Source organism: Paraburkholderia sp. SG-MS1, from assembly GCF_012275575.1.
GTDB lineage: Bacteria > Pseudomonadota > Gammaproteobacteria > Burkholderiales > Burkholderiaceae > Paraburkholderia.
In genome coordinates, this window is sequence record NZ_NPIH01000236.1 from 14,129 (window position 1) to 26,760 (window position 12,632).

Here is a 12,632-nt window from a genome sequence, read left to right on the forward strand (position 1 = left end):
GCGTCGAGCCGTTCTTGAGGATCGACGGCAGCCACAGCACGAAACCATACACGCCGATGCTCCAGCAGAAATACTGCGCGCTCAGCTTGATCACCGCGGGTGTGCGGAACGCTTCGCTGTAATTGCGCACCGGCTTGATCGCGGCCTGCTCGGCGCGCAGCGTATGCGCGAGGTCGTCCTTCTGCTGCTGGGTCAGCCACGAGACCTGCTGCGGCTTGTCCTTCACGAGAAACCACCAGCACACCGCCCAGAGGATCGCGGGCGCGCCCTCGGCGATGAACATCTGCCGCCAGCCGAACGAATGGATGAGATAGCCCGACACCACCGACATCCACAGCACCGTCACCGGATTGCCGAGAATCAGGAACGTGTTGGCGCGCGAGCGCTCGCTTTTGGTGAACCAGTTGCTGATGAAGATCAGCATCGCGGGCATCACGGCGGCTTCGACGACGCCGAGCACGAAGCGGATCACCATCAGCGACGGAATATTGCTGACCACGCCGGTGAGCGCCGCGCAGCCGCCCCACAGGATCAGGCTCCAGAACACCAGCTTCTTGACGCTGCGGCGTTCGGCGTAGATCGCGCCGGGAATCTGGAAGAAGAAATAGCCGAGAAAGAAGAGCGCGCCGATCAGCGACGACAACCCTTTGCTGATGCCGAGATCCTGGTTGATGCCGGCGGCCGACGCGAAGCCGAAGTTCGCGCGATCGAGATAAGCGAGGCTGTACGTGATGAATACGATCGGCATGATCGTCCACCAACGGCGAATCGCAAGCGATGAGGTCATGAGTGTCTCCTGCTTCCTGAAACAACAATGGTCGGTGCCGGGGCGCTGTCGAGCGCTCTTGTTGTTATCGAGGCGGCCAGATGCGTGCGGATAACGTGCGCGCTCAGGCCGCCGTTGCAATGCGCGCAGCGCCGGCCGAGGCGACGGCCCTGGCAGCATCGGCATCGCCCCGTTCGAGCGCATCGAGCGCGGCGCGCGGCGGCAACCCTTCCGAATCGCCGATCACCTGGATCGCCAGCGCACCGATGCGGTTGCCGCGCGCGACCGCTTGCGGCAGCGACCTGCCTTCGAGCAGCGCGCTGACCACACCGACTGCGAAGCCATCGCCCGCGCCGACCGTGTCCACGACCTTGGCGACCGGCTGACCAGCGATCACGCCGGCATCGTCGGCGGTGCGGAAGTACGCGCCCTGCGCGCCGAGCTTGATGATTACGCCGCGCGCGCCGCGCTCCAGATAGAAGCTGGCGATGTCTTCCGGCTGCGTGTAGCCGGTCAGGATCTCGCCCTCGCCGATACCGGGCAGCACCCAGTCGGCCAACGCGGCAAGCGCATTCAGACCTTCGACCATCGCCGCGCGCGATGGCCACAGCGTCGGGCGCAGGTTCGGATCGAACGAAATCGTCTTGCCCGCCGCGCGCATTTCACGCGCGAGATGAAACGCGAGTTCGCGCGAACTCGCCGAGATCGCGGGCGCGACGCCGGTCAGATGCAAGTGACGGGCGGGCAGCACATAATCGGCGGCATAGTCGGCGAGCGACAGATGGCTCGCCGCCGAACCCTTGCGGAAGTATTCGACCGCCGGGTCACTGCCGTCGTCGTTTTTCGATTTCAGCTGGAAGCCGGTCGGATAACGTTCGTCGGTGCTGACGCAACGCTGGTCGATGCCCTCGCGGCTCAACGTGTCGCGCACGTACTGGCCGAACGAATCGTTGCCGACGCGGCTCATCCAGCCCACCTTGAAGCCGAGCCGCGACAGACCGATCGCCACGTTCAGATCCGCGCCGGCGATGCGCTTCGTGAATTGCCCGACGCCGGCCAGCGGACCGGTTTCGGCGGCGACGAACATGGCCATCGCCTCGCCGTACGTGATGACATCGAGTGCTGCGGATGGGGTGCTCATGCTTGGCTCCTGGGGGTTGCCTTTGCTTCGGGGCCGGCCGATACGGCGGCCAGCCATCCGACGTAATGCGCCGCGTCCGCCTCGCGGCGGCTCGCATCGAACGGAAACTCGATGCCGCGCGGCACATCGCGCGGCAAGCGGTCGAGCACCGCGATGAAGCGGTCATCGTCTGCCGCCGGGGCGGCGGCAAAGCGCCGCGCTCCCTCGCCCACCGTCGTCTTGCAATGGATATATTCGACGTGCGATGCCAGCAGCCGGGCCGCCTCGAGCGGCGCGACGTCGCGCCAGGCCCAGTTGCCGATATCGAAAGTCATGCCGAGCAAACCGGCGCGGCCTTCGCGCGCCAGCGCGTCGAAGAGGCCGGTGAATTGCGCGAGCGAGCCGCCTTCCGCCAGTTGCCCGTTCTCGACGACGAGCCGCACATGCGCGCCATCCCTTTGCGCAGCAATCGCCGCGCCGTGCGCGTCACCAGCGAAGCCGCCGAGTTGCAGCTTGACGACGCGCGCGCCGAGCGCCGCCGCTTCGTCGAGTGCGAGACGCAGTGCGGCGGCGTCGAGCCGACCGTCCGACGTGTACAGCAACGCGGGCGTCGAATACACGGCCCACAGGCCCAGCCCGGCGATCGCTTCGCCCAGCGCGCGCAGACGTGGCGCTGTGGCGTCGGCCTCGTCGGCGAACAGTTCGCGACGCACTTCAAAACCTGCTGCGCCGGCCCGTTTGCTCACCTGCGCCCATTTCAGATGACCGCCCGCGCGGACCGCATCCATTCCGAATGCGCTTGCGACGATCACGATGTCTATTGCTTGAGTCATGTCCAATTTACCCACTTCCGCGCGCTTCATGACGTTTGGAACCGGTTCCAAATGCGTTTCGAAAAAAAGCGCCGAGGCGCTTTCGTTGCCCGAATAGTGCGCCGGAACGCCCGGCCCGCACCATAGAGGAAATCCCTAGGCTTATCAGTGACGGTGAGGGATCACGCCCCCAGTGGCGAGGGCTACTGCCGACGGACCCCGCGTGTGCGGGCGCGCCTCGCGCCGCGGGGTGCGGTGTAGGCGTAGCAGGCGCTCAGCCGCCATCCGCGAGACACAGCGCGAGAAACTGCTCCACCACCCGCGACGGCGCACTCGCATACGGCACGAGGATCGACAGCCGTCGCGTCAGAGGTTCCGGGCTCAGCGACAACATGCACAACACGCCATTCTCGTGACGCATCGACATCGCGGAGACGAAGCCGATGCCCATGCCGGCCCGCACCGCCTCCTTCACCCCTTCGACGCCGGCAATCTCGAGGACGACCCGCATCGGCACGCCCGCCCGCGCGAACGCGCGCTCGACGCTCTGCCGCACGCCGGAGCCCGCCTCGCGCAACACCAGCGGATGCGCACCGAAGGCCGCCAGTTCCACGCGGCCGCACTCGGCCGCCGGTGCTTCCTGCGCCGCCTGCGCGAGCGGATGCGAGCGCGGCACGATCGCCACGATCTCGTCCTCGCGCCACGCGTGCACGGCGGTGTCCGGCGGCAGATCGGTGCCGACCGGCCCTTCTATCATCGCGATGTCGACCGAGCCGAGCGCGCCGACGATCTCCGTGGTATTGCCGTCGGCGGTATGCACGCTCACCTCCGGAAAGCGGCGATGGAAATCGGCGATCAGATACGGCAGCAGGTAGCTCGCCGGCGTGGTGCTCGCGCCGATTCGCAGCGTGCCCTGCTCCAGACCGCGCAGCGCGTCGCGGTACGCGTGCGCCTGGCGCCAGGTTTCACGCAGCCGCGTCGCATAGTTCGCCAGCTGCTCGCCGGCCGGTGTCAGCCGCACGCCGCGGCCGTCGCGCTGGTAAAGCGGCTCGCCGAATTCGTCCTGCAGCTGCCGCAGTTGTCCGGAAACCGCCGGTTGCGACAGATGCAGTGCCACGGCCGCCCGGCTGATGTTGCGGTGTTCGGCGACAGCGGCGAACGTTATAAGCTGGTCAGGGGTCATGGATGCGAAATATCGGCGGTTCTGATACTTCACATTCTAAATCATGATTTTTCATATCGATATATCTAATTTAGGATTAGCCCCATCGAAATCCGTCAGTCATCAAGGACTGCACTATGTCCACCACACCGGTTCCGCTTCACGCAGCGACTAGCGCCGCCCCACCCGCGGCCGCGCATTCCACGCGCGGGCAGCTCAATGGGGTCCTGTTCGTCGCGCTGTTCGCCGCTGCTGTGACCCGCATCGCATCGATTCCCGCGATCGCCGGTCTCGGCCTCAGCCCGCTGATCGTCGGCATCGTGGCCGGCGCCATTTACGGCAACGCGCTGCGCGACGGCATGCCCGCGAGCTGGGCGGCCGGCGTCAATTTTTCGGCGCGTAAGCTGCTGCGCATCGCGGTCGCGTTCTTCGGACTGCGCGTGAGCCTCCAGGAAATCGCTCAGGTCGGCCTGCCCGGCCTCGCGCAATCCGTGCTGATCGTGGTGAGCACGCTCGTCCTCGGGACGTGGGCGGGCATGAAAATCATGAAGCTCGACCGCGATACCGCGCTCCTGACCGCCGCCGGCAGCGCGATCTGCGGCGCGGCCGCGGTGCTCGCGTTCGAGTCGACGCTGCAATCGAAGCCGCACAAGAGCGCGATGGCCGTGGGCAGCGTAGTGCTGTTCGGCACGCTGTCGATGTTCCTCTACCCGGTCCTGTTCAACGCAGGCTGGCTGCATCTCGATACGGTCGGCGCGGGTCTGTTCTTCGGCGGCACGATCCACGAGGTGGCACAGGTGGTTGGCGCGGCCAGCAACGTGAGCCCGGAAGCGGAGCATATCGCCACCATCGTCAAGATGACGCGCGTGATGCTGCTGGTGCCGGTGCTGCTCGTGGTCGGAATGTGGGTGAACCGCTCGGCGCGGCGCGGCGCGGCAGCGGGCTCCCAGGAGGGTTCGCACGAAGCTGCCCCGCGCAAGCTGGCGATTCCGTGGTTCGCGCTCGGCTTCCTCGCCTGTGTCGTGATCAACTCGCTGCACGTTCTGCCGGACTCCGCGACCAGCACGCTCAACACGCTCGACACCTTCGCGCTGACGATGGCGATGACGGCGCTCGGCATCGAAACGCGCATCGCGCAGATCCGTCAGGCCGGACCGCGTGCGCTGACCACCGGCCTGATCCTGTATGTCTGGTTGATTGCCGGGGGACTGGGAATTACATGGACCGTCCAGCACCTGCTCGGCTAAACCGCCCCGCCTTCGAACCCACCCCGCCGCGCGCGGGGTTTTTCGCATTCTGGCGACCCATCGGGCGCGCTCGCGCGGCATACTGGTTGCTGGCGTCACCCGCTCCTGCAACCCGTTCATGCTGCGCACATGAGCGACCGGAATGAGGATCAACCGATGAGCCTGAAACTTTACTATTGGGACGGCCTGCAAGGCCGCGGCGAATTCGTGCGGCTCGCACTGGAGGAGGCCGGCGCCGACTACGTGGAAGTGGCACGCGGCGACGAGTCGGAAAGCCTGGGCACGGGCGCGATGATGAAGTTGATGAAAAGCCGCGACGAGCCCTATCCGCCGTTTGCGCCGCCGTTTCTGAAAGACGGCGATCTGGTGATCGCACAGACCGCCAACATCCTGTTCTATCTCGGCCCGCGACTGAACCTCGCGCCGTCGGTCGACAGCTTGCGCTACGTCGCCAACGGCCTGCAACTGACGATCGCCGACGTGGTCACCGAAGCGCACGACACGCACCATCCGCTCGCGAGCAGCCTCTACTACGAAGACCAGAAAGACGCCGCCAAAGTGCGCGCGCACGACTTCATCGACAACCGGATCCCGAAGTTCATGTCGTATTTCGAGCGCGTGCTGAAGCAGAATCCGGCCGGCGATACCTTCATGGTCGGCGACGCGCTCAGCTACGTGGACCTGTCGATGTTCCAGCTGATCGACGGCCTGCTGTACGCGTTTCCGCGCGCGCTCAAGCGCTTCGGCGAACACTATCCGCGGCTCGCCGCGTTGCACGACGCGGTGATCGCGCGGCCTAACATCGCCGCGTATCTGAAGTCCGGGCGGCGCATCGAACACAACGAGGCCTGCATCTTCCGGCACTACCCGGAACTCGACAAGGCGGCGACTTGAGCCGCGCCGCTTTCCTTCGTCCAGCCCCGGCGACGCGCCCGCCGTGCGCGTCCCCGAACCTTTTCCCACGCCCCGTACCGTCGACGTGCTTTCATTCCTGCTGAAGCTGCGCACCCGCGCCCAACACCTGTTCCGCCTTTCGGACGCCCACACGATGCTGGTCTGGTCGGTGGTGGTCGGCATCGCCGGCGCTTTCGCAACGATCCTGTTTCGCGAAGCGATCGCGCTGCTGCAACTGCTGGTGGCGGGCCGCGCCGGCAGTTTCGTCGACATGGCGCGCAGCCTGCCGTGGACCATGCGCATCTGGCTGCCGGCCGCCGGCGGTCTGATCGCCGGCTTCTTTCTGCTGATTGCCCAGCGTCACGCCGACAAATCCAATCACGTCGACTACATGGAAGCGGTGGCGATCGGCGACGGCGTGGTGCCGGTCAAGCTGAGCCTGTGGCGCAGCGTGTCTTCGCTGTTCACGATCGCGAGCGGCGGCTCGATCGGCCGCGAAGGACCGATGGTGCAACTGGCGGCGCTCGCCTCGTCGCTGATCGGGCGCTGGGTGCATTTCGATCCGTCGCGGCTGCGTTTGCTGGTCGCCTGCGGCGCGGCGGCGGGCATTACCTCGGCGTACAGCGCGCCGATCGCAGGCGCGTTTTTCGTGACCGAGATCGTGCTCGGCTCGATCGCCATGGAGAGCTTCGGGCCGGTGGTGGTGTCGGCCGTCGTCGCCAACATCACGATGCGCGAATTCGCCGGCTACAAGCCGCCGTACGAAATGCCGGTGTTTCCGGCGGTGGCGGGCCTCGAAGTGCTGCTGTTCGTCGCGCTCGGCGCGCTATGCGGGCTCGCCGCGCCACAGTTTTTGCGGCTGCTCGACGCGTCGAAAGCCGCCTTTCGCAAGTTGCCGGTGCCGCTGCCCGTGAGACTCGCGCTCGGCGGCTTCGTAGTCGGTGTCATTTCCATCTGGACGCCCGAGGTGTGGGGCAACGGCTATAGCGTCGTCAACTCGATCCTGCATTCGCCGTGGACGTGGACCGCGCTCGTCGTCGTGCTGGTGTTCAAGCTCGCCGCGACCGCGGCCACGGCGGGCTCCGGCGCGGTCGGCGGGGTCTTCACGCCGACCCTCTTCGTCGGCGCTGCGGTCGGCTCGCTGTTCGGCCAGGGCATGCACGCGCTGTGGCCGCACGCGACCTCGGAGCCATACGCGTACGCGATGGTCGGCATGGGCGCGTTCCTCGCTGGCGCGACCCAGGCGCCGTTGATGGCGATCCTGATGATCTTCGAAATGACGCTCAGCTATCAGGTCGTGCTGCCGCTGATGCTCTCGTGCGTGGTCGCCTATTTCATCGCGCGCGCGATCGGCAAGACCTCGATGTACGAAATCACATTGCGCCGCAACCGCGAGGAGCAGGAGCGCGCGCGCCTGCGCGCCACCCAGATGCGCGAGCTGATTCGCCCCGCCGAAACCGTCGTGCTGCCGAGCGCGACGGTGCCGGACATGACGCGCGTGTTCCTTGAATATCCGGTGAAATATCTGTACGTCGCCAACGAGTCCGGAGCGTTTCTCGGCGTGGTCGCGCTCAAGGACATCACGTCCGATCTGCTCGACAAGCACGATACGTCGGCGAAAACCGCCGCGGACTATCTCCAGCCGCATTTCGACGTGCTCACGCCGGATATGTCGCTCGGCGTCGCGCTGCAGCACTTCATGGCGTTTCAGGGCGAACGTCTGCCGGTGGTCGAAAGTGCCGCGCATCCGACGCTCGCCGGCGTGGTCTACAAAACTTCGCTGCTCGATGCCTATTTCCGCATGAATGCCACCCACTAGACGGCGCGCCCCCTCCGGCGTACGGCCCGGCGGCGCCGTGCAAAGCGCCACAAATTCTCTACAATGGGGAGACCGCTGCGGCCCAAAACCGGCACGCTTTCGCTACCGATGCCGCAGCGCGCGTTACGTCAGGACGGGCGCGCCGAGACGCCCGCCGTGCGATCGGAGCGAAGATGAGCGAACCGTCCCTCGATGCCGTGCGCCGCGACCAGGCAGGCTGGATTTTCCTGCATATCGAAGGCGAGCCCTACGACCGCGGCGAGCAGCACGGCCAGTTGCTCGCCGCCGAAATCCGCAACGCGATCCACACCGCCCGCTATCTCGCGAAGTGGGATACGGGCGAAGAGTTCGACACCTTCGTCGACGCCGCGAGCGCCCAGTTCGCCAGCAAGCTCGACACCGAATTCGCCGATGAAATCCAGGGCATCGCGGACGGCGCGAAGCTGCCGTTCGCCGAAGTGCTGGCGTGGAACGGCTACATGGATCTGCTGCAGAGCTGGTGGCCGAGCCACGCGGCGCGGCAGCAGCCGCAGCTTGGCACCAAGCCGTGGCGCGGCCGGCGCGGGCACCATTGCAGCGCGTTCATCGCCACCGGCAACGCGACGCGCGACGGCCGCATCGTCATGGCGCACAATTCCTGGGATCGCTACGCGGCGGGCGACGCGTTCAACGTCGTGTTCGACATCGTGCCGGACCGCGGCAACCGCATCCTGATGCAGGGCTTGCCAGGCTGCATCTCGAGCCTTACCGACTTCTGGGTCACGGCCGCCGGGCTGATGGTGACCGAAACCACGATCTCCAACTTCGTCGGCTACAACGCAGCCGGCGCGCCCGAGTTCTACCGCTCGCGGCGCGCGTCGCAGTATGCGAACAGCATCGGCGAATGGTGCGAGATGTTCGCGCTCGCGAACAACGGCGGCTATGCGAACAGCTGGCTGTTAGGCGACGCGAAGACCGGCGAGATCGCGCGTTACGAACTGGGGCTGCACTATTCGGGCTTCGAAACCACCAAGGATGGTTTCTATAGCGGCTATAACACGGCGACCGACCTGAAGATCCGCAACCAGGAATGTATCGGCGAAGGTGAAGACTACACGGACGTGCGCAAGAACGGCGCGCGGCGCTTGCGCTTCATGCAGCTCGAAGAACTGCATCGCGGCAGGATCGACGTGGAGCTGGCCAAGGAGATGATCGCCGATCATCACGACGTCTATCTCGACCGCAACGACAACCCCTGCTCGCGCACCATCTGCGGCCATCTGGAACTCGACGACGCGCGCTTTGGCGGCACCGATCACGGGCCGTTCAATCCTTGGGGAGCAAATGACGGCAAGGTGGTCGATAGCGAAATGGCGCGCGCGATGGCGTTCACCGCGCGCTGGGGTCATCCGTGCGGACGGCCGTTCGACGCGCAGGCGTTCATGAAGCGGCATCCGCAGTGGAACTGGCTGAACGGGTATATGCGCGACCGGCCATCGTGGCCGTGGACGCGGTTTGATGTGTTGCGATAGAGTGTGCCCTCCTGGGCGCCCGCCGGTATTGCGTTCGCACGATCATCTGCAAACTGCAATACCGTTTTGTCGCAAATGTCCGCGCGTTGCAGTATTTGCCATCTAAGATGGTAAGTAGATGCAGGTCGCGCATCGCAGTGCCGCGTGTAGCTTGCGCCGTCCTTTCGACGCGGGGACGGCACAGCGTTTGCTTGATCGTCAGCGCCGCATGAGCTTAGGAGGTCGGGCGATGAAAACCTCGACACTGTTGATCATGGTGACGCTGTCCGCCTCGTGTTTTGCCGCACCGGTTCATACCGCCGTCGACAGCACGAATGCGAGTAGCCTCGCCGAACGCGCCAACGCCGCACCGGTCGCCCCCGCCGCGCCGGATGTCGCCGCCATCGACGATAACCGGCCGCAACAGTGGCAGCACATCGCGCTGCCGAAGTCGCGACATCTGGATCGTAGTGTCATGGGGAAGAACGAGCATCTGCAGACCTGACGGCGGTTGATGTTCTCGCGAGGTCGCGCTCGCGTGATCGCGGTCATCGGCGCTTGCGTGTCCAACGGGTTTTCGCGAGCCCTTCGTTAGCCTTTCATGAGGCGCGCGGTGCAGAGCATGAGCGTGCGCGACGCACGGGTCGGTTCCATATCGCTTTTGCCGGCCCGCAAGTGAGTCAGCGCCGCCCCCTCCCAACAACGGATTCCAATCGCATTTTCACAGGAGCACCTGCATGACTGCCTCGGCTATTCCCGGTGAATCGATCGACCTGCAGATCACCGACCTTCTGAGCGAAGTCCATTTCCCGACCAACAAGGACGCGCTCGTCGACGCTGCACGCGAAGCCGGCGCGAGCAACGAAGTGCTGTCTATGCTCGATGGAATGCCGGAGCAGGATTACGCGGACATTGCGTCCGTCACGCGCCTGGTCAGCGGCAATTACGGTCCGGGGCTGGGGTCGTAAGCGGGCGGCGGGGCACCACGCCGGACCCGAGCAGCGATCACCCTCAAACCTGCGACGCCGCGACGGCCCGCGCACGCGCCGCCCTGGGCGCCCGGCGCGCCATCTCACGCGGCAACGCGGGCACCGGCACCGCCGCCGCATCCCGCTCAGCGAGCACGCCTGCAACCGGGTCCGCCACTGTCGCGATGCGTGCATCCCGCGCGTGATCGCCCGCCTGCTGGTAATGCTCGACGAGGTGATCGATAAAAGTACGCACCTTGGCCGGCAGATGCAGCCGGCTCGGATAGGCGATCGTGATCTCCACCTGCGGCAAACGGTAATCGCCAAGCAGCGGCACCAGTCGCCCCGACGCCAGATCCCGGCCGATCAGGTAGCTCGGCAGAATCGCGACGCCCATGCCCAGTAGCGCGAATTGCCGGAGCATCTCGCTGTTGTTCGCGGTGATCGCGTTGACCGGTCTGACACGGACTTCACCGTCCGGTCCGCTGAACACGCGCTCCTCGCCGCCCTGCTCCGACGGCCGGCTCAGGCATGGATGCTTCAGCAGATGCTCGGGACGCGTCGGCGTGCCGTGCTGCGCCAGATACGCGGGCGTTGCACAGACCGTCATGTAGCCGGTCGTCAGGCGCCGCGTGACGATGCTCGCGCTGCGCATATGCCGCACGGCCAAAATGCCGACGTCGAAACCCTCCTCGACGAGGTCGACGTGACGATCCGCGAGCGTGACATCCGGCATGACCGCCGGATAGCGCGCGGCGTACGACTGCACCACGGGGGCGAGGCTATTGAGCCCAAACACCACCGGCGCGACGATGCGCAACGTGCCGACGGGTTCGTGATTGCGTGCCACCACCATCTGCTCGACGCCCTCGAGGTCGTCGAGAATGTGGCGCACGCGTTCCAGATAGGTCCTGCCGGACTCGGTGAGCGACAGCCGGCGCGTGGTGCGATTGAGCAGCCGCGTGCCGAGACGCGCTTCCAGATCGGCCACGTGCCGGGTGACCACCGCGGTGGAAAGGTCCAGCGCGCCGGCCGCGCCGACGAAGCTGCCGAGGTCCGCCACTTTGACGAACACGCGCATCGACTGCAGTTGATTCATGGGACGACTCCTGCCTCGGTAAAGCCGGGCCGGCGCAACCCCTCGCCGCCTCTGAATACCCGTGCGGCAAGGCGCGCGCGGGTTTGCCCAACGAACCGATTGTATCGGTCTGATCATGTCCCAACCCTGACCTGAACATGACATTCCCGACAGATTGGCAGAGCTCTCATGACACCGTTTCAACGAGTGTTGCAGGTTTGGGCTAGGTATAAACCCTTAGTTGCTGGTAACATAGCGGCCGAAAGGAAATTACTGCCATGCCACCTCGTTTTCAGCTTTTCGAAAAAATCGCGTTTTCACTGGTTTGCTGGTCCGCCGCGGCCTGCTCGGCTTTCATCGCCTATGAGCGCTGCCCGGACATCAAAGTCGTCCTGCATGCCGGCGCGCAAGTTCTGCGTTACAGCGGCGAGTACTCGTTCGCCTGCGCGGCACCCGACCCCGACATCTGCGCGCCCCTGCGGAACAACTGAGTTTGATTCGCCGCGAACGCGGCGTCTGAATGCAACAGAGACGCGCGGGGTCGTCTGAATCCTCCCCCCGGCCGCTCAACCGCGCCGCGCGTGACGGTGCGACCACCCGCCCGCTTCCGCTGTAGCGCGCAAGCCGGGCGGCTCACACGTCGCGCCCGAACACCACGCGTGAGAAAAATCCCGCCAGTACCGCTTCGGCCTTCTCCGTCGGCACGTTTTGCGGATCGACCGTGTAGAAGAATTGCACGCCGTCGCACAAGCCCATCAGACCAATCGCGAGCGCTTCCGGCTCCATCAGCATCGGCGTGCCGACACGCGCCGAAAATTCGCGGATATAGGCGCTCAGCTGCTCGAGCTTCTCGTGCATGAACGCATTGAAGCGCAGCCGGAAGCGGCCGTCACGCACCGCGAGCAGCTTCGCTTCCACCCAGAGCAGGAAACACTTGTTCTCGCGATGCAGGCTGCTGTAGTAACGCAGCACACGCGCTTCCATCTCCTCACGTGACGCCGCGCTCGCGAAGATGGCCTGCAAGCCGGCCTGCATTGTTTCGTGATCGCGCCGCAGCAGTTCGAGAAACAGTTCGCTCTTGCTCCTGAAGTTCGAATAAAACGCGCCGCGCGTATAGCCGGCCGCGGCCGCGATGTCCTCGACGCTCGCCGCGACAAAACCCTTTTTCATGAAAATCGCTTGCGCAGCGTCGAGCAGACGCTCGCGCGTCTGGTCCTTGCTTTGCTCACGTGTCAGTCGTTGCCGTTTCATGGCCGCCAGTCTAGCACCGAAAAGA

Annotated in this window: 13 protein-coding genes; 7 read left to right on the forward strand and 6 right to left on the reverse strand. The window is 65.4% G+C overall.

Features of this window, described 5'->3' with window-relative positions; all coding sequences use genetic code 11:
- The 4 genes from CIC12_RS22555 to CIC12_RS22570 form a co-directional block, all read right to left on the reverse strand.
- Window positions 1–787, reverse strand: a 787-nt coding sequence (locus CIC12_RS22555) for an MFS transporter (RefSeq protein ID WP_168667162.1), incomplete at its 3' end; no start/stop codon positions are given.
- 103 nt (window positions 788–890) lie between these two features.
- Window positions 891–1,907, reverse strand: coding sequence for a sugar kinase (locus tag CIC12_RS22560; RefSeq protein WP_168667164.1), 1,017 nt, complete (start codon window positions 1,905–1,907; stop codon window positions 891–893).
- Window positions 1,904–2,719, reverse strand: coding sequence for a TIM barrel protein (locus tag CIC12_RS22565; RefSeq protein WP_168667166.1), 816 nt, complete (start codon window positions 2,717–2,719; stop codon window positions 1,904–1,906). The genes CIC12_RS22560 and CIC12_RS22565 overlap by 4 nt, the downstream gene beginning before the upstream one ends.
- A 253-nt stretch (window positions 2,720–2,972) precedes the next feature.
- The gene (locus CIC12_RS22570; RefSeq protein WP_168667168.1) at window positions 2,973–3,881 is read right to left on the reverse strand and encodes a LysR family transcriptional regulator; all 909 of its coding nucleotides are present in this window, start codon (window positions 3,879–3,881) and stop codon (window positions 2,973–2,975) included.
- A 116-nt stretch (window positions 3,882–3,997) separates the two neighbouring features.
- Here CIC12_RS22570 and CIC12_RS22575 point away from each other — a divergent pair, with 116 nt between their 5' ends.
- From CIC12_RS22575 to CIC12_RS22600, 6 genes are all read left to right on the forward strand, one after another.
- Window positions 3,998–5,107 carry a YeiH family protein gene (locus tag CIC12_RS22575; RefSeq protein WP_168667169.1) on the forward strand — a complete coding sequence of 370 codons (1,110 nt, stop codon included), beginning with the start codon at window positions 3,998–4,000 and terminating at the stop codon, window positions 5,105–5,107.
- Window positions 5,108–5,263: 156 nt separating this feature from the next.
- The gene (locus tag CIC12_RS22580) at window positions 5,264–6,001 is read left to right on the forward strand and encodes a glutathione S-transferase (RefSeq protein ID WP_168667170.1); all 738 of its coding nucleotides are present in this window, start codon (window positions 5,264–5,266) and stop codon (window positions 5,999–6,001) included.
- An 85-nt stretch (window positions 6,002–6,086) separates the two neighbouring features.
- The gene (locus CIC12_RS22585) at window positions 6,087–7,820 is read left to right on the forward strand and encodes a ClcB-like voltage-gated chloride channel protein (protein ID WP_168667196.1); all 1,734 of its coding nucleotides are present in this window, start codon (window positions 6,087–6,089) and stop codon (window positions 7,818–7,820) included.
- 173 nt (window positions 7,821–7,993) lie between these two features.
- The gene (locus CIC12_RS22590; protein WP_168667171.1) at window positions 7,994–9,331 is read left to right on the forward strand and encodes a C45 family autoproteolytic acyltransferase/hydolase; all 1,338 of its coding nucleotides are present in this window, start codon (window positions 7,994–7,996) and stop codon (window positions 9,329–9,331) included.
- A gap of 229 nt (window positions 9,332–9,560) precedes the next feature.
- Window positions 9,561–9,815, forward strand: coding sequence for a hypothetical protein (locus tag CIC12_RS22595; protein ID WP_168667172.1), 255 nt, complete (start codon window positions 9,561–9,563; stop codon window positions 9,813–9,815).
- Between the two features lie 232 nt (window positions 9,816–10,047).
- Window positions 10,048–10,278, forward strand: coding sequence for a DUF2795 domain-containing protein (locus tag CIC12_RS22600; RefSeq protein ID WP_168667173.1), 231 nt, complete (start codon window positions 10,048–10,050; stop codon window positions 10,276–10,278).
- Between the two features lie 43 nt (window positions 10,279–10,321).
- Here the strand turns inward: CIC12_RS22600 and CIC12_RS22605 are convergent, their stop codons facing one another.
- The gene (locus CIC12_RS22605; protein WP_168667174.1) at window positions 10,322–11,377 is read right to left on the reverse strand and encodes a LysR family transcriptional regulator; all 1,056 of its coding nucleotides are present in this window, start codon (window positions 11,375–11,377) and stop codon (window positions 10,322–10,324) included.
- Window positions 11,378–11,634: 257 nt separating this feature from the next.
- Here CIC12_RS22605 and CIC12_RS22610 point away from each other — a divergent pair, with 257 nt between their 5' ends.
- Window positions 11,635–11,847, forward strand: a complete 213-nt coding sequence (locus tag CIC12_RS22610; RefSeq protein WP_168667175.1) for a hypothetical protein — start codon at window positions 11,635–11,637, stop codon at window positions 11,845–11,847.
- A 142-nt stretch (window positions 11,848–11,989) separates the two neighbouring features.
- On the opposite strand, the gene CIC12_RS22615 is transcribed toward CIC12_RS22610, so the two are convergent.
- A complete protein-coding gene (locus tag CIC12_RS22615) occupies window positions 11,990–12,607 on the reverse strand; it encodes a TetR/AcrR family transcriptional regulator (protein ID WP_168667176.1) in 618 nt (205 codons plus the stop codon).
- Between the last annotated feature and the right edge of the window lie 25 nt (window positions 12,608–12,632).